The organism is Streptomyces sp. NPDC050085, from assembly GCF_044460595.1.
Lineage (GTDB): Bacteria > Actinomycetota > Actinomycetes > Streptomycetales > Streptomycetaceae > Streptomyces.
This window is the reverse complement of the sequence record NZ_JBITJZ010000005.1, coordinates 455,327-474,752: the sequence shown is the minus strand read 5'-3', so window position 1 is coordinate 474,752 and position 19,426 is coordinate 455,327. Positions and strand designations below refer to the sequence as shown.

Below are 19,426 nucleotides of genomic sequence, written 5' to 3'. Positions count from 1 at the left end.
CGCACAAGACGGTGTCTCTACGCACAAAGGGTGACCACCTCAGGTGGTCACCCTTCACGTACGTGTGGACTGCGTCAGCGGCCGCCGCCCTGCTCGTCACGGCGACGCTGCCAGCGCTGCTCGATCCGGTCCATCATCGAGCGCTTCGGCTTGCTCTGCCGTCGGGCGGCAGACGCACCGGGCACCGCGCCCGCCGGCTGTTCGCCCGGCTTGGGAGCCTTGCGCCAACCGGTGACGGCGAGCACCGCACAGCCCAGCATGACGAGGAATCCCACCACGCTGATCCAGATCTGCTGCGCGACCATTCCTGCCATGAGGAGCGCGATACCCACCAGGAAGCCCGCGACTGCCTGGTAGACCCGACGTCGGGTGTACGTACGCAGCCCGCTTCCCTCAAGCGCTGTCGCGAACTTGGGATCTTCGGCGTACAGCGCTCGCTCCATCTGCTCGAGCATTCGCTGCTCGTGCTCCGAGAGCGGCACGGAGTCCTCCTCATCGTGCAGTCGCCGGGGCGACCGGGGGTCCCCTTCAGGATAGGCAGGGAATCGCCCCCGTGAAACCCGCCCCTCTACGCCAACTTCACCATTCCGGACCGCGTCACGCCGCTCCGGCTCACTGAGGCGTCATTCCCCGGTGGCCGACCCGTCATGCCGGACGGTCTACCCCGATCATACGGCGACCGGCGCCCGATCGGGGGGCCTGTGGCGTACTCCATCTGCCGCTGCGTCGCTGATCAGCGGCGGCTCACGGGAGTCGCTCAGGTCCCGTCGACCGCTCGCTTCTCCCCCAGCACGTGCAGTTGCGTCGCCACGGCGTGGAACGCGGGCTGCTCGGCGGCGGCGGCCTCCAGCTTCAGGAGCTCCTGGAAGGCGCCGGGTTCGGTGTCGACGAGGACGCCGGGAACGAGGTCGGCGAAGACCCGCACCCCGTGCACCGCGCCGACGTCCACGCCCGCGTCACCGACCAGCTGGGAGAGCTGCTCGGCGGTGAAACGGCGCGGTACGGGGTCGCCGTCGCCCCAGCGTCCGGCCGGATCGTCGAGCGCCTGCCGTGCCTCCTTGAAGTGACCCGCGAGCGCCCGGGCGAGGACGGCGCCGCCGAGGCCCGCCGCGAGCAGGCTGAGCACGCCGCCGGAGCGCAGCGCGCCCACCGCGTTGCGCACGCCCTCCGCCGGCTCCTCCACGTACTCGAGGACGCCGTGGCACAGCACCGCGTCGTAGCCGTCCCGCTCGACCACGTCGAACAGTCCGGAGATGTCGCCCTGGACGCCGCGCACCCGGTCGGCCACTCCGGCCTCGGCGGCGCGGCGCTCGAGCGCGAACAGCGCGTTCGGGCTGGGGTCCACGACCGTGACGTGGTGGCCGAGACGGGCGACCGGCACCGCGAAGTTGCCGCTGCCGCCTCCGGTGTCGAGGACGTCCAGCGCCTGGCTCCCCGCGGCTTTGGCGCGACGGTCGAGGGCGTCCTTCACGACCTCCCAGACCACGGCTGTACGGAGAGAGGCTCGAGGGCGGGACGGGTCCGACACGGCAGCTGGCTCCTCGGCGTGAACAGGTTCGGGCGACTCCACCCTAATGGGCGCGGCCGGGCCGCCATGCCATCCGCGTACGCCACCCCGATCGCCGGTCACCCCGCGTCGGGCACCCCCCTGTCGGCGGTGCGCTCGTCGTCCTCCTGGCGCGGCTGGGGCAGCACCGGCTGCAGGACGAGCATGCGCTCGACCAGGCGCAGGAACATCGCCACGTCGCGCAGCAGGTCGTCGGCGTCGCGGGCGCTGGCCGCGCCGCGTATGCCCGCTTCCGCGCGCGCCCTGCGGGTGGCTCCGGCAGCGAACAGGGCGCTCCACTCCGCCAGTTCGGGCGCTATCTCCGGGAGCACTTCCCAGGCGCTCCGGATCCGGGCGCGGCGCTTGGGCGTCGGTTCGGGACGGCCGCGCGCGGCGAGGACGGCCGCGGCGGTGCGCAGGGCGGCGAGATGGGCGGTCGCATACCGCTCGTTGGCCGTTTCGAGGACGCCCGCCTCGTCGAGTCCGGCGCGGGCCTGGGCAAGCAGATCGAGGGCGGCGGGCGGGGCGCTCGATCGGCGCAGCACCGGGTGGACGTCGTTCGATGGTCCGGTCAGTGAGGGGGCAGGGCCGGTGGTGGCGCGGCGGCGTGCGGCGGCTGCGGGGTACCTGGCCATGACGAACCTCCTGTCGTCTGTGTGACGGCGCAGTGGCCGTATGTGCCCATCGTGGGGTACGCCACTGACAATCGGCTCTGACCTGGGCTTTTGCTTCGATCGAAGGTTCGGGCTAACTTTTGCACTGACCAGTCAGTTCAAAAGGTGTCGAGGGGGGACCATGGTCGGTCCGGAGGGCGGAGCGGGCGTGCGCGCCGCGGGGTTCGGGGTGAAGGGCCCGCGCGGCTGGGCGTTCCGCGGCGTCGACATCGAGGCGGCGCCCGGCTCGCTCGTCGCGGTCGAGGGGCCCTCCGGCAGTGGCCGCACCTGTCTGCTGCTCGCGCTGACGGGCCGGATGCGCTCCAGCGAGGGGACCGCGGCGGTCGGCGCGTTCCGGCTGCCGAAGCAGATGGCCGCCGTACGCCGGGTGAGCGCACTCGCGCACGTGCCCGGGGTGACCGACCTCGATCCGGCACTCACCGTGGCCGAGCACCTGCGGGAACGGGCGCTGTTGCAGCGCCGGTTCGACGGCTCCCTGCGCGGGCTGCTGCGCACCCGCACGGAGCGGGTGACCGAGGCGAGGCTGCGGATCGACGCGGCGCTGGCCGCCGCGGGGCTCGACCGCGAGGCCCTCCCGAAGGGTTCCCGGACGGCCGTGCGCGACCTGGAGCGCGTCGAGGCGCTGCGCCTGTCCCTGGCCCTCGCCCTCATCGGCCGGCCCCGGCTGATCGGCGTCGACGACACCGACCTGAAGCTCTCGGACGCCGAACGGGCCGATGTCTGGGACCAGTTGAGGACGATCGCCGCGTCCGGCACCACCGTCGTCGCCGTGTGCAGCGAGGCACCGGACGACGCCGTCGTCGTACGGACCACTGCCACGCCGGCTGATGCCACCACCGAGAAGGAGACGGCCGATGCGCTCGCCGAAGCTGGCCGCGCTTGAGCTCAGGCGCTTCGGCAGGGGCAAGCTGCCGCGCGCCGCGCTCGTCGCACTACTGCTGCTGCCGCTGCTCTACGGGGCGCTGTACCTGTGGTCCTTCTGGGATCCCTACGGGCGGCTCGACAAGATCCCCGTGGCACTCGTCAACGACGACCGGGGGGCGAGCGCCGCAGGCAAGAAGGTCACCGCGGGCGACGACATCACGAAGGGGCTGTACGACAGCGACACCTTCCAGTGGCACGAGGTCAGCGCGGCGCAGGCCGCACAGGGCGTGGAGGACGGCACGTACTACCTGTCGCTGACCATGCCGGAGGACTTCAGTGCGCGCATCGCGTCCAGTTCCGGGAACTCCCCCGAGACCGGCGCTCTTCAGGTGCGTACGAACGACGCGAACAACTACATCGTCGGCCAGATCTCGCGGACGGTCTTCTCCGAGGTGCGCTCCGCGGCGTCCACGAACGCGTCGCGGTCCTTCCTCGACAAGATCTTCATCTCCTTCTCCGACATCCATGACGCGACCAAGAAGGCGGCGCAGGGAGCGGACGAGCTCGAAGGCGGCATCGGCAAGGCCAAGAAGGGTTCGAAGGACCTGGCCGACGGCCTGAAGGACGCCAAGAAGGGCAGCGGCGACCTGTCGAGCGGCCTGAAGAAGCTCGACAAGGGGGCCGGTGACCTGGAGACCGGGTCCCAGCAGGTCGCCGCCGGTACGCAGTCGCTCGCCGACAAGGTGAACGGCGCCGCCGACCAGGTGGTGCCCTTCCTGAAGGGCAACAAGAAGCAGATCGGCGACACGGCACGGCTCGTCGCCGACTCCGCGAAGGGCATCCGGCACAACCTCGACGACCTCGTGAAGCTCGCCCCCACCGCGCGCAAGGGTGCCCACGCGGGATCCGACATCCTGGCCGCGATCTACGAGAGGCGCTGCGAGAAGGCGCTCCTCGACGACCCGGCCTGCACGGACCTGAAGAAGGCGGCCACGGCGGCCGCGGACGTCGCCACTGTCTCCGACGACCTGAACACGCTCATCCAGGACGAGCACGGCGACCTGAACCTCATGGACAGCCATCTGAAGACGCTGCAGCAGCAGTCGGAGGCGCTCGCCGAGCGCGCCCCGACGCTCGACAAGGACGTCGAGAACGCGGTCGCGCAGATCAACAAGCTCAACAGGGGCGCGGGCCAGGTCGCGGCGGGCGCCCAGAAGCTGCACACAGGGCTCGGCACGGCGTCGACCGGCTCCACCGAACTCGACTCCGGTGTGGGCAAGTTGAAGACAGGCGCGAACGACCTCAATGGCGGCATGTTCAAGCTGGCCGACGGCTCGGGGAAGCTGGCGGGCGGGCTGCACGACGGCGTCGCCAAGATCCCCGACTACGACAAGAACGACCGCGATCAGCGCACCGAGGTGATGGCGGACCCGGTACGGCTCGCCTCCCAGTCGCTCCACAAGGCGCCCAACTACGGGACGGGCTTCGCCCCGTACTTCATTCCGCTGTCCCTGTGGGTGGGCGCGATGGTCGCCTACATGTTGATCCAGCCGCTGAACCGCCGCGCCCTCGCGGTCGGCGCCTCGTCCTGGCGGGTGGCCCTCGCGGGCTGGCTGCCGGTCGCCGCCCTCGGCCTGCTCCAGGTGGCGGCCCTGATGTCCGTACTGCACTGGGCACTTGGGCTGCAGATGCTGCACGCGGCCGGAACCGTCGGCTTCCTGTGCCTGGTCACGGCGTGCTTCGCGGCCATCGTGCAGTGGCTGAACGCCCGCTTCGGGGCGGCGGGCCGCATCCTCGTGCTCGCCTTCCTGATGCTGCAGCTGACGTCGGCGGGCGGCACGTATCCGGTGCAGACGAGCCCGGGCTTCTTCAACGCGATCCACCCGTACCTGCCGATGAGCTACGTCGTCGAGGCCCTGCGGCGGCTGATCTCCGGCGGCGGTCTCGGTCCCGTGTGGCAGGCGTGCGCGGTGCTCGCGGCGTTCACGGCGGGCGCCCTGGCGCTGACCGCCCTGACGGCCCGGCGCAAGCAGGTGTGGACCCTGGACCGGCTGCACCCCGAGCTGAGCCTGTGAGCGCCCCCGTGAGGCGGCCTGTGAGAATCGGGGGCATGGAAAGCAGCACACGGCGCCAGGCCACCCGGCAGAAGCTCTACGAGGCCGCTGTCACGCTCATCGCGGAGCAGGGCTTCTCCGCGACGACGGTCGACGAGATCGCCGAGCGCGCCGGGGTCGCGAAGGGCACGGTCTACTACAACTTCGCCAGCAAGTCGGTCCTCTTCGAGGAGCTGCTGCGGCACGGCGTCGGGCTTCTCACCGCCTCCCTCCGGGAGGCGGCACAAAAGGCGGACGAGAACGGCGGCAGCAAGGTCGACGCCCTGGACGCGATGATCCGCGCCGGGCTCGTCTTCATCGACCGGTACCCGGCCTTCACGCAGCTCTACGTAGCGGAACTGTGGCGCACCAACCGCGCCTGGCAGTCGACGTTGGCGGTGGTCCGCCAGGAGGCGGTGGCCGTCGTCGAGGGCGTGCTGCGCGGCGCCGTGGACAGCGGTGAGCTGAGCGAGGAGATCGACGTGCCGCTGACGGCCGCGGCGCTGGTGGGCATGGTCCTCGTGGCCGCCCTGGACTGGCAGGCGTTCCAGCCGGAGCGGTCCCTGGACGACGTGCACGGCGCGCTGTCGCTGCTCCTTCAGGGGCGGGTCGGCGGCGGTCAGCCCCTGACCGGCAGGGCCTGACCGGCAAGCCCTCCCCCGGAAAACGGAGCGCCGGTCCGGCAAGGCCTGTGGTCGTACTCAGGCCTCACCGGACCGGCGCATCCCCCGTGTTCCCCCGTGCCTCGCTCTCACCCTGCTGGGTGAGAGGAGCGGCCAAGGGCGCCGCGCAGCCGTTCCGCCGCCCCGTGTCGGCGGTACCGGAGCCGCGCCCCTCTCCGTGGACTCCACTCTTCCGTCTTTGCAGGTCGGGCCCCATCCGCGTACCTACTCATCTCACCATCTAGGTACGGATACTCAGACGTGCGTGCTCATCCCCAGGCACGGAGAGTTCCCTACTGGTTACGATCTTGTCCGTGTCCGTACTTCCCCTGGTGTTCACCAGTGGCTGGGCGAGTGGCATCAACGCGTACGCGGTGGTCCTGCTGCTCGGCGTCTTCGGCGCGACCGGGCTGACCGACGAGGTCCCCGAGTCGCTGCAGCGTCCGGACGTCCTGATCGTGGCCGCCGTGCTCTTCCTGTGCGAGGCCGTCGCCGACAAGATCCCGTACGTGGACTCGGTGTGGGACACGGTGCACACGGTGATCAGGCCGGTGTCGGGTGCCGTCGTCGGGGCCCTGCTCGCGGGACAGAGCGGGTCCATGTCCGATCTGGCGGCCGGCGCGCTCGGCGGTTCCACCGCCCTGGCCAGTCACACCGTGAAGGCCGGAACCCGGATGGCGGTCAACACCTCGCCCGAGCCGGTGTCGAACTTCGTGATGAGCACCGCAGAGGACCTCGGCGTCGGCGGCATCATGGCCTTCGCGATGTACTACCCGAAGGCGGCCGCGATCATCGCCGCGGTGCTGCTCGTCCTCGGCCTGCTGCTGCTGTTCTTCCTGATCCGGCGCATCCGCCGGTTCCTGCGCAGACGGGCCCAGCGACGCGAGGAGAAGCGGCTGGCCCGCGAGGCGCCACCGCCCTCATGACCTGCGAGCGGCGTTGTCAGTGGCGGCCGATACAGTCCCTGGCATGGCACGAATTGCGGTGATCGGCGCGGGGATGGGCGCCATGGCGGCCGCCGCTCGGCTGGCCGTCGCGGGCCACCGACCGGTGGTCTTCGAGCGCGCGTCGGCGTACGGCGGGGCGGTGGGCCGCATCGAGCGCGACGGCTTCGCGTTCGACACGGGCCCGGGCCTGCTCCACCTGCCCGCGGTCTACCGGGACCTGTTCGTCAAGACGGGCAAGGAGTCCCTGGAGGACCTGGTCGGCCTCACCCAGGTCGAGCCCGCCGTGCGGCACGTCTTCGCGGACGGCACGACGACGGACCTGCCGAACGCGCGGCGTGCGGGTGTCGCCGAGGCGCTGGACACGGCCGTCGGCGCGGGCGCGGGCGCGCGCTGGTCGGCGTTCATGGACCGGGCGAGGGAAGCCTGGGACCGCTCCCGCCGTCCCCTCCTCGAAGAGCCTCTGTGGCCGAACTGGCAGGTGCTGGCCGAGCGCGAGCCGTACCCGGCCGTGGCGCACAAGCGCCTGCTGCGCAAGGAGCGCGTGGCGACGACCCTGGCCGAGATCGGCACGCTCGAGCTGGGCGGGGACCCGCGCCTCGTGGCGCTCCTGGAGCAGTACGCGGTGGCGGCCGGGCTCGATCCCCGTACGGCACCGGCGAGCGCGGCCGTGCTGCCGTACATGGAGCAGACCTTCGGGACGTGGGCGGTCGGCGGCGGCCTGCGGGCGCTCGCGGACGCCGTGTACGCGCGCTGCCTGGAGCGGAAGGTCGAGTTCAGGTTCGGTGCGGCCGTGACCCGGATCGTGGAGAAGGACGGCCGTGCGGCGGGCGTCGAGTTGATGGATGGGAGTGTCGAGGACGCCGAGTTCGTGGTGGCGGGAGTCGCGCCGAGCGTGCTCGACGGGCTGCTTGCCGGGCGGGCCGTACGCGGTGAGGTGCCGGCCCAGTCAGAAGCTGCGGTGCCCAGTCGGCTCACCGTGCATCTGGCGCTGCGCGGGGCCAGACCCGAGGGCACGCCGCATCGGACGGTGGTGCACGGGGCGGACCGGGACGCCGAGTTGGCGTGGCTGTTCGGCGACGGCCCGCGGCCCGCGAGACCGACGGCCGCGGTGCTGCGGACCGGCGATCCGTCGCAGGTGCCCGACGCCGACCACGAGGCGGTGACCGTCACGGTGACCGTGCCGCCTCACGCGCGCGTGGCCGAGGCCGACGTCGAGGCGGTGCTCTCGGCGGCCGAGCGTGCCGTCCCCGGCCTCCGTGACCGCCTCCTGTGGCACGAGGTGCGCACGCCCCAGGACATCGCCGAGGCGACCGGGGCCGCGGGCGGAGCCGTGCCCGCGCCCGCGCTGGCCGCCGCGCGGGGAAGACTGCTGCACCCGGCGAACGCGACGGAGCTGCCCGGCCTGTTCGCGGTCGGCGGCTGGTCGCATCCGGGCGGCGGGCTCCCGCACGCGGGCATGTCGGGTGCGCTGGTGGCCGGCCTGATCGTGGAGGGCCCGGAGTTCCGCGGCTCGCAGTGAGCCGCGGAGCGGGGGCGGTTCAGTACCGGTACTGCTGCTCGTTGTAGCCCGTGTCGTACCCGGTGTTCGGGTCGTGCTGCGGATACGCCGGGTAGGCCTGCTCGGGCGGCAGTTCACCGCCGTAGTTCTGCTGGTGCTGCTCGTCGCCGTTGCGCTGCTGCGGCACCCAGACGCCGCCGGGCGGGGTGTCCGTGCCGTAGCCCTCGGCGCCGTTGGCGTACGGGTCGGCGTATTGCTGCTGCTGGCCGGTGGCGTACGGGTCGCCGTACTGGGGCTGCGCCGGGTACGTCTGGGTCCCGATGTACGGGTCCGAGTAGGGCGCGGCGTACGGCTGCTGACCGGTGTCGTAGCCATAGTTCTGCTGGTCGTAGCCGTAGGACCCGGTGGCCCCTGTGTCATAGCCGTAGCCCTGCGCGCCCTGGCCCGCCTGGGCGTACGCCGACTCGCTGTAGATGCCGTACTGGCCGGTGTCGTCGGGCATCGGCTCGGGCGCGTACACCGCGGTGGACTCGGCCGCCGACTCCGGGACCTGCGCGAACTGCTGGGTCCCCTGCTCGTACGCGTCCGGGGACGCCTGTGCGTACTCCAGGTCCGAGACCTCGAGGGTCGGGTCCCGGTGGACCGGCTCCGCCTTCTTGCGCCGCTTGCTGCCTGCGCCGCTGCTGCCTTCGGCGTCCTCGCCGGGGCCGCCCTTGAGCGCCCAGCCCTCCGCGAAGCCACGGCGGAACGACAGCGTGACGTACGTCTGGCCGATCGCGAAGGCGATGGCGCCGAGCCCGATGACGTACACCGAGGGCATCAGGACGCCGAGGACCACGCCCAGGAAGCCGACGAAGGCGAGCAGTCGCCAGCGCAGCCGCGCCTTGTACTGCAGCAGCACCTCACCGAGGAGCCACAGTGCCACCAGTCCGAACGCGACATAGAGGACCGCCCAGCCCATGTACGCCCCTCTCGTACGGCCGTAGCCCCTTGCGGGTACGGCCCATCAGGCCCGCACGTCGTGCAGGCCCAGGTTTTCGTAGATTTCCAGCGTCGCCGTGGAGTTGTTGAGCGTAATGAAGTGCAGACCCGGGACACCTTCGTCAAGCAGCTTCGCGCAGAACTCCGTCGCGAACTCGATGCCAATGGAGCGTACAGCGGCCGGATCGTCTTTGGCTGTGAGGATCCGCTCTTTCAGCGCCGGGGGGAAGTCGGCGTTGCTGAGTTTGGGCAGGCGTTCGAGCATGCGCACACTCGTCACCGGCATGCATTCCGGAAGAATCGGGGTGTCGCAGCCCGCCGCGGCGACCTTGTCGCGCAGTCGCAGGTACTCCTCCGGGTCGAAGAACATCTGCGTGATCGCGTAGTCCGCGCCCGCCCGGCACTTGTCGACGAAGTGCCGTACGTCGGAATCCCAGTCCGCGGACCGCGGGTGCATCGAGGGGAAGGCCGCGACGCCGACGCAGAAGTCGCCCGATTCCTTGATCAGTTCGACGAGTTCGGCCGCGTACGTCAGGCCCTGCGGGTGCGCGATCCAGTCGCCCATCGGGTCGCCGGGCGGGTCACCGCGGACCGCGAGCATGTTCCGGATCCCGGCGTCGGCGTACTGCCCGATGATGTTGCGCAGTTCGGCGACCGAGTGCTCGACGGCGGTGATGTGGGCGACCGGCGTCAGCGTCGTGTCCGCGACGATCTGCTGGGTCTCCTTCACGGTGCCGGCGCGCGTGGAGCCGCCGGCGCCGTACGTCACGGAGACGAAGTCGGGGGCCACCGCCTCGACCCTGCGCAGCGCGTTCCACAGGTTGCGCTCGCCCTTCGGGGTCTTCGGCGCGGAGAACTCGAACGAGTACGTCGTCTTGCCGGTCGCGAGCATGTCGCGCACCGTGCGGGCGCGATCAGTCCTGGTGGAAGCGGTGCCAAGGGCCATACGGGCAGGTTACTGACGGAATCCGGTAGCCCCTAATCCCCGTCCACCTTGCGGACAGACGAGCGAACAGCACGCGCCACAGGGGTCACAGGGACCGCAGGCGCTTGGCGAATTCGGCTGCCGCGGCGGCCGGATCGTCGGCCTCCGTGAGGGCGCGGACGACGACGACACGGCGGGCGCCCGCGTCCAGCACCTCGTCCAGGTTCCCCAGATCGATGCCGCCGATGGCGAACCAGGGGCGGTCGGTGCCGAGGGCCGCGGTGTGGCGCACCAGGTCGAGTCCGGGGGCGTGCCGCCCGGGCTTGGTGGGGGTGGGCCAGCACGGGCCGGTGCAGAAGTAGTCCACGCCCTCCTGGACGGCGGCGGCCGAGGCCTCCGCGTCGGCGTGCGTGGAGCGGCCTATGAGGACGTCCTCGCCGAGGACGGCGCGGGCCGCGGGGACGGGCAGGTCGCCCTGGCCCAGGTGCAGCACGTCGGCGCCGGCCGCGTGGGCGACGTCCGCCCGGTCGTTGACCGCGAAGAGCTTGCCGTGGCGGCGGGCCGCGTCGGCGAACACCGCGAGGTGCTCCAGCTCCTCGCCCGCCTCCATGCCCTTGTCGCGCAGCTGCACGATGTCCACGCCGCCGGCGAGCACGGCGTGGAGGAACTCCGGCAGGTCGCCCTGGCGCTTGCGTGCGTCGGTGCACAGGTAGAGCCGGGCATCGGCGAGCTGCGCGCGCTTCGGGTCGGCCATGGGAATCCCCCCGTTGGTGGTGCGGTGACGTGCGCACCACGGGGTCCGTGGACTCCGTGGTGCGCACACCGGACAGTGTCAGGTCAGACGGCGAGCGCCTGGGCGCGGCGCTTCACCTCCGTGCCGCGATTCTCGCTCAGGGCCTGCGCGGGCGTGCCCGGCAGGGTGGCGTCGGGGGTGAAGAGCCACTCCAGCATCTCTTCGTCGCTGAAGCCGTCGTCCCTCAGGACCGTCAGGAGGCCGACGAGCCCCTTGACGATCTTGTCGCCGTCGATGAAGGCGGCGGGCACGGCCAGTGCCCTGTTCTCACCGCGGCGCACGGCGATCAGCTGGCCTTCCTTCACCAGCTGCCGTACGCGCGTCACCTCGACGTCGAGCATCTCGGCGATGTCGGGGAGGTTCAGCCACTCGGGGACGAGAGCATCGATCTTTGCGTCAATCTCGGTCACACGACAAGCGTGCCATCCCGGACTGACAGTCGGAAGTCGGCCCCTCCTGACCAGGCACTTCATTGACGCGGCTGACGGCACGAGGACTGCTCGTCCACGGTCACCCAGCCGTGGGCCGTGGTGAGGTCGCGGGCGTAGCAGGCTCCGGTGTCGGTGGTGCCACGGTAGGTCTCGTGAGACGTGCCGTCCGCATGCTGGACCGCACCGTCCTTGCGGGCGAGGTCGCCGGTGGCGTCGAGCCGGTCGTCGGTGAAGGCGTCGAGGTGCCAGCGCCCGTAACCGCTGCGGTGGCTGTCCTTGAGGACGCGGCCCTGGGTGACGGCGGCCTGGAGCTCGTAGTTGTTGTAGTCGCCGTACAGCGGGATGCTCATGTCCACGTCGATGGGGTACGACCAGGCGTGCCGCTGCGCGGTTTCGTGGCCCCACGCGCGCGTGGTGACGGTCGTGGTGCCGTGGTCGCGCTGGTGGACGACCTGGTCCTGGCCGGTCTTCGAGACGGTGCCGGTGCTGCTGTAGCCGAAGTCCTGCTCGACCGTGGTGGTCACGCGGCCGTGCGAGGTGTTCACGTAGCCGGAGATCTTCCAGGAGCGGCCCGTCGTCACGGAGACGTCGGTGCCGCCGTCGGTGCGCGCGGTCTGCTTCGTGGTCACGTCCGGGGCGAGACCGAGCGTGTTCGCGGTGACCTCGCCGGTGGTGCGGGCGGCGTGCGCGTCGGTGTCCAGGAAGAGCGAACCGTCCACGATCCAGCCGTCGTTGGCCCCGTACGGGGTGATGCTCACCTGGTGCGGCCTGCCGTCCGAGAGCCGGCCGGCGAAGGGCGTGAGGTCGATGTCGTACGCCTCGGTCCTGAACTGGTCGATCGCCGGGACGGGGCGCCACAGCGTGGGCACGATGCCGCCGGAGTAGACGACCGGGTAAGGCTGTGCGAGGCCCGCGGGGACGCCGTCGACCGCGATCTGGACCTCCCGGTAGGGGCCGCCGCCGCACAGGTAGTCGGGGGCGGTGGCCGCGAGGTCGCTGGGCACGGCGTCGAACCACTGCTCGTCGCAGCCGCCGCCGCGCGCGTACACCTGGAGGCGGGCGTTCGTGATGTTGCGCGGCAGGGTCACTTCGCGGGTGGCGGTGCCGCCCTTGTCGACGTTCAGCCAGGGGGCGCTGCCGGTGCTGTCGCTGCCAAGTGGCACTACTTGGTCGGCGGTCGAGGCGGCGGGGTGCTTCTTGTCGGCCATGTAGTAGGTGACCTGAAGCTTCATCTTGTAGGTGCCGGTGTACGTCTCGTTGACAACGTTGCCCAGCTCGATCTGGAGCTTGTGCGGGTCCTTCAGGAGCGGTGCGAACTCCGTGATGTCCTTGGCGACCGACCACGTGATGCCGTCGTCGTCGGGCTCGGGCGTGGAGGTGCGGAAGATCTCCGCGCCGCCCAGGAAGACGCCCGCGAGACGGTCGTACTGGCGGCCCTTGACGCTGCCCGACCAGTCCAGGACGACCTTGTTCCAGGGGCCACGGCAGTCGGCGGGCGCGGCGAGCGTGGTCTCGTACGGGGGCTGCCCGAGGGTGTTGCCGAAGTCCTGCTGGATCGTGGTGGTGCAGGACTTGGTGTCCGGGCGCGAGACGGGCGGGAGCACGTCGACGGGGTCCTGGTACGAGACGGCCGGGTTCGAGCCGGGCTGCGGCGCGTCCGCCGCCTGGGCGGGGGCGGCGGCGAACAGGCCGCCGACGAGCGCTGCGGCACCGCACAGGGCGGTGCCGAGTCTGCGGGAGTGCACGGATGTCCTCCGGTTGAGCGGTGGGGTGTTGGACGCACTGAAGGGTGCACAGTGCATCCACTACGCCCCGCCCCACAAGAGGAGGTCCGCAATCCGGACCGCGCGATCCGGACCGTGCGATCCGGACTGCGCAGTCCGGACTTCGGTTACGCGACGGCGGACTTCAAGGGCCGGGCGGGGTCGGCCAGTTGGCCCTCGTCCAGTACGGTTCCGGCCTCGATGAGGCGGCGCCCCTGCGCGAGGTCGCGGGGCTTGCCGACCGCGAGGACCGCCACCAGGGCGCCGTCCTTCAGCCAGCACACCGACCAGGACGCACCGGACGGATCACCGCGCCACACCGTCGCGTCGGCGGCGTCGTGGTGGCCGACGTACTGCACGAAACGGCCGAACTGCTCGGACCAGAAGTAGGGCACCGGGTCGTACACCACCGGTGTCTCACCCACGATGTTCGCGGCGACCGCGCGCGGCCCCTGCAGCGCGTTGTCCCAGTGGTGGACCATCAGGCGCTGTCCGTAGCGGGCCGAGGGGAACGACGAGCAGTCGCCCACGGCGTACACGTCGGGCAGGGACGTCCGCAGCCACTCGTCCGCCAGCACTTCGCGGTGGGCGCCCAGTTCGATGCCCGAACCGGCCAGCCAGCCGGTGGCGGGGCGGGCGCCGATGCCCACGACGACGGCTCCTGCGGGCAGCCGCGTGCCGTCGTCCAGGACCACGACGCCCGGCTCGACCCGCTCCACGCGCGCGTGGGTGCGCAGTTGGGCCCCGGCGTCCGCGTACCAGGCGGCCATGGGAGCGGCGATCTCGGCGGGCAGCGCCCCGGCCAGCGGCCGCTCGGCCGCCTCCACGACGGTGACCCGGCAGCCGGCGTCGCGGGCGGCGGTGGTGAACTCGGCGCCGATCCAGCCGGCCCCCACGATCACCACGTCGTGCTGTTCGGCGAGGACGGGCCGCAGCCGCTCGGCGTCGTCGAGAGTGCGCAGCAGATGCACTCCGGGCACGCCCTGGGCGCCCGGCAACTGGATGGGTTCGGCTCCGGTGGCCACGACCAGGACGTCGTACGGGACCGCCCCCGCCGCGGTGTCCAGCTCGTGGTCGCCGGGGCGCAGGCCGGTCACCTCGCGGCCCAGCTCCAGCGTGACGCCGAGTGCCTCGAAGTCGATGTCGAAGGCGGATCCCTCGGCCTTGCCGAGCAGCACGGCCTTGGACAGCGGGGGCCGGTCGTAGGGCTGATGGGGTTCCGCGCCGATCAGCGTGACGGTGCCGGTGAAGCCCTGTTCGCGCAGGGCCACGGCCGTCTGCACGCCGGCCATTCCCGCGCCGACGATGACGACGCGCCGCTGCCCCACTGGTGTCCCGTTCCCGCTCCGCTGCTCGCTCACGGGATCACCATAGGCACCTGATCTTGCGTCAGTCAGCGGTGCGGACCACTCCGGCGCCGTGACGTCCTGCACAGGGAGCGCCGGTTTATCGATCATGACGGTCAAGCGGGCAGGTGATCTCCTCGACCACGCTGGTTCCGCTGCCCGTCTGCGACTCCCACTCCCACGTCTCGTCGAGCCGCACCCGGCCGTCACTCGACTCGGACACGACCGAGACGCAGTGCCCGGACGACGTGGTCCCGTCGGTCTTCAGCTGCACGTAGCGGAAGTCGAGCCGGTCGCCGAAGCGCGTGCCTACTAGGTGCCCCTGTACGACATCGCCGCCTTCATAGGTGGCCCAGATCCTGCCGTTCTCCTCGTGGTAGGCGAATCGGGTACGCGTGCCCACCTGACCGGGAGCCTGGTCGGCGACAGGGGCGAGAACGAGACCGTCGAGCGATCGGGCCACGGGCGGAGGCTCCCTACTGAGGGTCGGGGCGAAGAGCTAGGGTGGCCAACGTAAAGCACTCGCGGGAGCCCGTACGCAGCGGGCTGAGAGGGAGGCTGGAGCGGCCTCCGACCGTACGAACCTGATCCGGGTCATGCCGGCGAAGGGAGGGCCTTGACACCCATGTCCTACGCACAAAAAGGTGAGCCCCGTACCGACGTACTGGTCGTCGGGGGCGGCATCATCGGTCTCGTCACCGCATGGCGTGCCGCGCAGCGCGGTCTGTCCGTGGCGGTCGTGGATCCCGAGCCGGGCGGCGGGGCCGCCCAGGTGGCGGCCGGCATGCTGGCCGCCGTCACCGAACTGCACTACGGCGAGCAGACATTGCTCGGCCTGAACGTCGAGTCCGCGCGCCGCTATCCGCAGTTCGCGGCCGAGCTGACGGAGGCCACAGGCCAGGACCTCGGCTACCGCGCGTGCGGCACGCTGGCGGTCGCGCTCGACGCGGACGACCGGGCGCACCTGCGTGAACTGCACGCGCTGCAAAGGAAGTCGGGCCTCGAGTCCGAGTGGCTGTCGGGCCGTGAGTGCCGCCGCCTGGAGCCGATGCTCGCACCGGGCGTGCGCGGGGGCCTGCGGGTCGACGGTGACCACCAGATCGACCCGAGAAGGCTCGCGAGCGCCCTCGTGACGGCCTGCGAGCGCGCGGGCGTGGTCTTCCGCCGGACGCGGGCCGAGCGGCTCCGTGTCGTACGGGACCGGGCGTGCGGTGTCGTCCTCGCGGGGGGCACCGAACTCGCGGCCGGCCAGGTGGTGCTCGCGGCGGGCAGCCTCAGCGGCCGGCTGGCCGGGGTCCCGGACGAGGTCCTGCCTCCCGTGCGCCCGGTCAAGGGCCAGGTCCTGCGCCTGAGCGTGCCGGAGCGGTACGCGCCGTTCCTCAGCCGCACCGTCCGCGCGGTGGTCCGCGGCAGCCACCTCTACCTGGTGCCGCGCGTCAACGGCGAGCTCGTCGTGGGCGCCACCAGCGAGGAGCTCGGCTGGGACACCACGGTCACGGCGGGCGGCGTCTACGAACTCCTGCGGGACGCGCACGAACTCGTGCCCGGCATCACGGAACTGCCGCTGACCGAGACCCGCGCGGGCCTGCGCCCCGGCTCCCCCGACAACGCCCCGATGCTCGGCCCGACGACCCTGCCCGGCCTCCTCCTGGCCACCGGCCACTACCGCAACGGCGTGCTGCTCACACCGGTCACCGGCGACGTGCTGGCCCACGCGCTGACCACGGGTGAACTGCCGGAAGAGGCACGCCCGTTCACCCCGAAACGATTCTCTGCCGCCTCCTTGGAGCAGCTCGCATGAACGTGTCCCTCAACGGTGAGCCGCGCACGGTGACGTCCGAGACCACACTCGAGTCCCTCGTCACCACGCTCACGACCGCGCACTCCGGCGTCGCCGCCGCCCTCAACGAGACCGTCGTCCCGCGCACCCAGTGGCCGCTCACCGCGCTCTCCGAAGGAGACCGCGTCGAGGTCCTCACCGCAGTACAAGGAGGCTGACTCATCCATGGCTGACGACGCTTTCGTCCTCGGCGGCACCACGTACTCCTCGCGCCTGATCATGGGCACGGGAGGCGCCCCGAGCCTCGACATCCTGGAACGCTCCCTGACCGCCTCCGGCACCGAACTCACCACAGTGGCGATGCGCCGCGTGAACGCGTCGGTACACGGCTCGGTCCTGTCCGTGCTGGAAAAACTGGGCATCCAGGTACTGCCGAACACGGCGGGCTGCTTCACCGCGGGCGAAGCGGTGCTCACCGCCCGTCTCGCGCGCGAGGCGCTCGGCACCGACCTGGTCAAGCTCGAGGTCATCGCGGACGAGCGCACACTGCTGCCCGACCCGATCGAACTCCTGGACGCCGCCGAGACCCTGGTCGACGACGGTTTCACGGTGCTTCCTTATACGAACGACGACCCGGTCCTGGCCCGCAAGCTGGAGGACGTGGGCTGCGCGGCGATCATGCCGCTCGGCTCCCCCATCGGCTCGGGGCTCGGCATCCGCAACCCGCACAACTTCCAGCTGATCGTCGAGCACGCGCGCGTGCCGGTGATCCTGGACGCGGGCGCGGGCACCGCCTCCGACGTGGCGCTCGCGATGGAGCTGGGGTGTGCGGGTGTGATGCTCGCCTCGGCGGTGACCCGGGCGCAGGAGCCGGTGCTCATGGCCGAGGGCATGCGGCACGCGGTGGAGGCCGGCCGGCTCGCGTTCCGCGCGGGCCGCATCCCCAAGCGCCACTTCGCCGAGGCCTCCTCGCCGACGGACGGACGGGCCCACCTCGACCCGGAGCGACCGGCCTTCTGACACGGTCACAGCTCTGCTGCAGTACGGGTCCGGTCCCGCAGCAGGGACCGGGCCTGTCAGTCGCTCCTCGTACACTCGCCTGCGTGGACACGACCCTTCAGGACCCGTTGCTCGGGCACGTGCTCGACGGCCGGTACCGCATCGACGCACGCATCGCGGTCGGCGGGATGGCCACGGTCTACCGGGCCGTGGACACCCGCCTCGACCGCGTGCTCGCGCTCAAGGTGATGCACCCCTCGCTGGCGGCCGACGCCACGTTCGTCGACCGCTTCATCCGCGAGGCCAAGTCGGTCGCCCGCCTCTCGCATCCGAACGTGGTGGCGGTCTACGACCAGGGCGCCGAGGGCGCGTACGTCTATCTGGCGATGGAGTACATCGCCGGCTGCACCCTGCGCGACGTCCTGCGCGACCGGGGTGCGCTGCGGCCGCGCGCGGCACTCGACATCCTGGAGCCGGTGCTCGCCGCGCTCGGCGCCGCGCACCGCGCGGGCTTCGTGCACCGCGACATGAAGCCGGAGAACGTGCTGATAGGGGACGACGGCCGGGTGAAGGTCGCCGACTTCGGTCTCGTCCGCGCGGTGGGCTCCGTCACGAACACCACCGGATCGGTCCTCGGCACGGTCTCGTACCTGGCGCCCGAGCAGGTCGAGGACGGCACGGCGACGCCCGCCGTGGACGTGTACGCGTGCGGTGTCGTGCTCTTCGAGATGCTGACCGGCGGCAAGCCGCACTCCGGCGACACCCCGGCCCAGATCCTCTACAAGCACCTCAACGAGGACGTGCCGCCGCCGTCCGCCGCCGTCCCCGGACTGCCCTTCGAGCTCGACGAGCTGGTCGCGTCGGCGACCGCGCGGACCCCGCAGGTCCGCCCGCACGACGCCGTGGCGCTGCTCGCCCAGACCCGCGAGGCCCGCGCCGCGCTGACCGACGCGCAGTTGGACGCGGTGCCGCCGCAGGCGCGGGACACGGAGCACGCGGGCGCCGACGACCGTACGAGCGTGATCCCGCGCGCGGTGCAGATGCCGCTGCCCACGGACGAGCCGCTCTTCGGCCGCGAGAGCCGGGCGAACCAAGTGAACCAGGCGAACCCCGTGGGTCAGGCGAACCGGGCGGACCAGGAGGACCGGTTCAACCGCACGAGTCGCCTCGAGACCCCGCCGCCGCTCCCGCCCGCACCGCCCCGCACCGGCCCCGGCGGCCGTCCGCGGCGCCGCCTGTTCGTGATCATCGCGGCGATCCTGCTGGTCCTCGGTGTCGGCACGGGCGTCTGGTACATCAACTCGGGCCAGTTCACGAAGGTCCCGTCCCTGCTCAACAAGACGGAGAAGCAGGCCGAGCAGCGCCTCCACGAAGCAGGTCTGCAGGCAGGCAGAACGACGTACAAGTACAGCGACGCCTTCGACCGCGGCACGGTCATGGACAGCGACCCGGAGGCGAACAGCCGCATCCGGGACAACGGCACGGTGAACCTCACGGTGTCCAAGGGCCCCAAGACCGTCAAGGTGCCCGACCTCAAGGGCACTCCCCTGGCCACGGCGAAGAGCAACCTCAAGAACCGCGGGCTCGAACCGGGCATGGTCACCAAGGCGTTCAGCGAGGACATCCCCAAGGACTCGGTGATCAGCACGGACCCGGATCCGGGCACGACCCGCGCCTCCGGTTCCGCGGTCGCGCTCGTCGTCTCCAAGGGCACCCCGATCGACGTTCCGGACGTGACGGGCGAGTCCGAGCAGGACGCCGTCGCCGAGCTCGAGGAGGCGGGCCTCAAGCCGGAGATCGCCACGACGCGGGTCAACTCCGAGGAGGACCAGGGCAATGTCGCCGAGCAGTCCCCCAGCGACGGACAGCTCGCCGAGGGCGACACGGTGACCCTGACGATCTCCAAGGGCCCCGAGATGATCGAGGTCCCGGACGTCACGGGGCTGAAGGTCGACGAGGCGAAGTCCAAGCTGGAGGACGCCGGTTTCGAGGTCGACGAGGACCGGGGCCTGCTGGGCCTGTTCGGCGACACGGTCAAGAGCCAGTCGGTGGACGGCGGCGACACGGCCCCCAAGGGCTCGACGATCAAGATCACCATTCGCTAGCACCTGCCGTCCGGACTGC

General features: G+C 71.4%; 19 protein-coding genes and 1 riboswitch. Of the genes, 9 read left to right on the top strand and 10 right to left on the bottom strand.

Going from position 1 to position 19,426, the window contains the following annotated elements; all coding sequences use genetic code 11:
• Positions 1–74 precede the first annotated feature (74 nt).
• From ACIBUY_RS21815 to ACIBUY_RS21805, 3 genes are all read right to left on the bottom strand, one after another.
• Positions 75–482, bottom strand: a complete 408-nt coding sequence (locus tag ACIBUY_RS21815; protein ID WP_399153381.1) for a DUF3040 domain-containing protein — start codon at positions 480–482, stop codon at positions 75–77.
• A gap of 275 nt (positions 483–757) precedes the next feature.
• The gene (locus ACIBUY_RS21810) at positions 758–1,528 is read right to left on the bottom strand and encodes a methyltransferase (RefSeq protein WP_365564428.1); all 771 of its coding nucleotides are present in this window, start codon (positions 1,526–1,528) and stop codon (positions 758–760) included.
• A gap of 98 nt (positions 1,529–1,626) precedes the next feature.
• Positions 1,627–2,181: an SAV_6107 family HEPN domain-containing protein gene (locus ACIBUY_RS21805; RefSeq protein WP_399153380.1), complete on the bottom strand. Its 555-nt coding sequence runs from the start codon at positions 2,179–2,181 to the stop codon at positions 1,627–1,629.
• 160 nt (positions 2,182–2,341) lie between these two features.
• Here ACIBUY_RS21805 and ACIBUY_RS21800 point away from each other — a divergent pair, with 160 nt between their 5' ends.
• The 5 genes from ACIBUY_RS21800 to ACIBUY_RS21780 all read left to right on the top strand — a co-directional run bounded on the left by ACIBUY_RS21800 (position 2,342) and on the right by ACIBUY_RS21780 (position 8,305).
• Complete coding sequence (locus ACIBUY_RS21800; protein WP_365564433.1) at positions 2,342–3,103, top strand: ATP-binding cassette domain-containing protein; 762 nt, start codon at positions 2,342–2,344, stop codon at positions 3,101–3,103.
• Positions 3,075–5,159 carry a YhgE/Pip family protein gene (locus tag ACIBUY_RS21795; protein ID WP_399153379.1) on the top strand — a complete coding sequence of 695 codons (2,085 nt, stop codon included), beginning with the start codon at positions 3,075–3,077 and terminating at the stop codon, positions 5,157–5,159. The genes ACIBUY_RS21800 and ACIBUY_RS21795 overlap by 29 nt, the downstream gene beginning before the upstream one ends.
• Positions 5,160–5,194: 35 nt before the next feature.
• Complete coding sequence (locus tag ACIBUY_RS21790) at positions 5,195–5,821, top strand: TetR/AcrR family transcriptional regulator (protein ID WP_365564437.1); 627 nt, start codon at positions 5,195–5,197, stop codon at positions 5,819–5,821.
• 332 nt (positions 5,822–6,153) lie between these two features.
• Positions 6,154–6,765 (top strand): DUF4126 domain-containing protein, encoded by a 612-nt coding sequence (locus ACIBUY_RS21785; protein ID WP_399153378.1) that lies wholly within the window; start codon positions 6,154–6,156, stop codon positions 6,763–6,765.
• Between the two features lie 43 nt (positions 6,766–6,808).
• Entirely contained in the window at positions 6,809–8,305 is a 1,497-nt protein-coding gene (locus tag ACIBUY_RS21780; protein WP_399153377.1) for a phytoene desaturase family protein, read from the top strand.
• Positions 8,306–8,324: 19 nt separating this feature from the next.
• Here the strand turns inward: ACIBUY_RS21780 and ACIBUY_RS21775 are convergent, their stop codons facing one another.
• The 7 genes from ACIBUY_RS21775 to ACIBUY_RS21745 form a co-directional block, all read right to left on the bottom strand.
• Positions 8,325–9,245 carry a hypothetical protein gene (locus tag ACIBUY_RS21775; protein WP_365564444.1) on the bottom strand — a complete coding sequence of 307 codons (921 nt, stop codon included), beginning with the start codon at positions 9,243–9,245 and terminating at the stop codon, positions 8,325–8,327.
• Positions 9,246–9,290: 45 nt separating this feature from the next.
• A complete protein-coding gene (gene metF / locus ACIBUY_RS21770) occupies positions 9,291–10,211 on the bottom strand; it encodes a methylenetetrahydrofolate reductase [NAD(P)H] (RefSeq protein ID WP_365564446.1) in 921 nt (306 codons plus the stop codon).
• An 85-nt stretch (positions 10,212–10,296) separates the two neighbouring features.
• Positions 10,297–10,944, bottom strand: a complete 648-nt coding sequence (gene thiE / locus ACIBUY_RS21765; RefSeq protein WP_399153376.1) for a thiamine phosphate synthase — start codon at positions 10,942–10,944, stop codon at positions 10,297–10,299.
• An 83-nt stretch (positions 10,945–11,027) separates the two neighbouring features.
• Positions 11,028–11,393, bottom strand: a complete 366-nt coding sequence (locus tag ACIBUY_RS21760; protein ID WP_365564449.1) for an Rv2175c family DNA-binding protein — start codon at positions 11,391–11,393, stop codon at positions 11,028–11,030.
• Between the two features lie 59 nt (positions 11,394–11,452).
• The gene (locus tag ACIBUY_RS21755; protein ID WP_399153375.1) at positions 11,453–13,159 is read right to left on the bottom strand and encodes a peptide-N4-asparagine amidase; all 1,707 of its coding nucleotides are present in this window, start codon (positions 13,157–13,159) and stop codon (positions 11,453–11,455) included.
• Between the two features lie 146 nt (positions 13,160–13,305).
• Positions 13,306–14,538, bottom strand: coding sequence for an NAD(P)/FAD-dependent oxidoreductase (locus ACIBUY_RS21750; RefSeq protein WP_399153374.1), 1,233 nt, complete (start codon positions 14,536–14,538; stop codon positions 13,306–13,308).
• 85 nt (positions 14,539–14,623) lie between these two features.
• Positions 14,624–14,986 (bottom strand): hypothetical protein, encoded by a 363-nt coding sequence (locus ACIBUY_RS21745; RefSeq protein ID WP_399153373.1) that lies wholly within the window; start codon positions 14,984–14,986, stop codon positions 14,624–14,626.
• A gap of 51 nt (positions 14,987–15,037) precedes the next feature.
• Positions 15,038–15,151: riboswitch (TPP riboswitch) on the top strand.
• Between ACIBUY_RS21745 and thiO the strand changes: the two genes are divergently transcribed.
• The 4 genes from thiO to pknB all read left to right on the top strand — a co-directional run bounded on the left by thiO (position 15,149) and on the right by pknB (position 19,407).
• Positions 15,149–16,324: a glycine oxidase ThiO gene (gene thiO, locus ACIBUY_RS21740; RefSeq protein ID WP_365564456.1), complete on the top strand. Its 1,176-nt coding sequence runs from the start codon at positions 15,149–15,151 to the stop codon at positions 16,322–16,324. Its footprint overlaps the riboswitch before it by 3 nt.
• Positions 16,321–16,521, top strand: a complete 201-nt coding sequence (gene thiS / locus ACIBUY_RS21735; protein ID WP_365564458.1) for a sulfur carrier protein ThiS — start codon at positions 16,321–16,323, stop codon at positions 16,519–16,521. The genes thiO and thiS overlap by 4 nt, the downstream gene beginning before the upstream one ends.
• 7 nt (positions 16,522–16,528) lie before the next feature.
• Positions 16,529–17,323: a thiazole synthase gene (locus ACIBUY_RS21730; protein ID WP_365564460.1), complete on the top strand. Its 795-nt coding sequence runs from the start codon at positions 16,529–16,531 to the stop codon at positions 17,321–17,323.
• 83 nt (positions 17,324–17,406) lie between these two features.
• On the top strand, positions 17,407–19,407 hold the full coding sequence (pknB, locus tag ACIBUY_RS21725; RefSeq protein WP_399153372.1) for a Stk1 family PASTA domain-containing Ser/Thr kinase: 2,001 nt from the start codon (positions 17,407–17,409) through the stop codon (positions 19,405–19,407).
• Positions 19,408–19,426: the final 19 nt, after the last annotated feature.

Excerpts from the sequence above, each read along its gene's own strand:
- ACIBUY_RS21805 (WP_399153380.1), bottom strand. The coding sequence starts at position 2,181 with ATGGCCAGGTACCCCGCAGCCGCCGCACGCCGCCGCGCCACCACCGGC.
- ACIBUY_RS21800 (WP_365564433.1), top strand. The coding sequence starts at position 2,342 with ATGGTCGGTCCGGAGGGCGGAGCGGGCGTGCGCGCCGCGGGGTTCGGG.
- ACIBUY_RS21795 (WP_399153379.1), top strand. The coding sequence starts at position 3,075 with ATGCGCTCGCCGAAGCTGGCCGCGCTTGAGCTCAGGCGCTTCGGCAGG.
- ACIBUY_RS21790 (WP_365564437.1), top strand. The coding sequence starts at position 5,195 with ATGGAAAGCAGCACACGGCGCCAGGCCACCCGGCAGAAGCTCTACGAG.
- ACIBUY_RS21780 (WP_399153377.1), top strand. The coding sequence starts at position 6,809 with ATGGCACGAATTGCGGTGATCGGCGCGGGGATGGGCGCCATGGCGGCC.
- ACIBUY_RS21775 (WP_365564444.1), bottom strand. The coding sequence starts at position 9,245 with ATGGGCTGGGCGGTCCTCTATGTCGCGTTCGGACTGGTGGCACTGTGG.
- metF (WP_365564446.1), bottom strand. The coding sequence starts at position 10,211 with ATGGCCCTTGGCACCGCTTCCACCAGGACTGATCGCGCCCGCACGGTG.
- thiE (WP_399153376.1), bottom strand. The coding sequence starts at position 10,944 with ATGGCCGACCCGAAGCGCGCGCAGCTCGCCGATGCCCGGCTCTACCTG.
- thiO (WP_365564456.1), top strand. The coding sequence starts at position 15,149 with ATGTCCTACGCACAAAAAGGTGAGCCCCGTACCGACGTACTGGTCGTC.
- thiS (WP_365564458.1), top strand. The coding sequence starts at position 16,321 with ATGAACGTGTCCCTCAACGGTGAGCCGCGCACGGTGACGTCCGAGACC.
- ACIBUY_RS21730 (WP_365564460.1), top strand. The coding sequence starts at position 16,529 with ATGGCTGACGACGCTTTCGTCCTCGGCGGCACCACGTACTCCTCGCGC.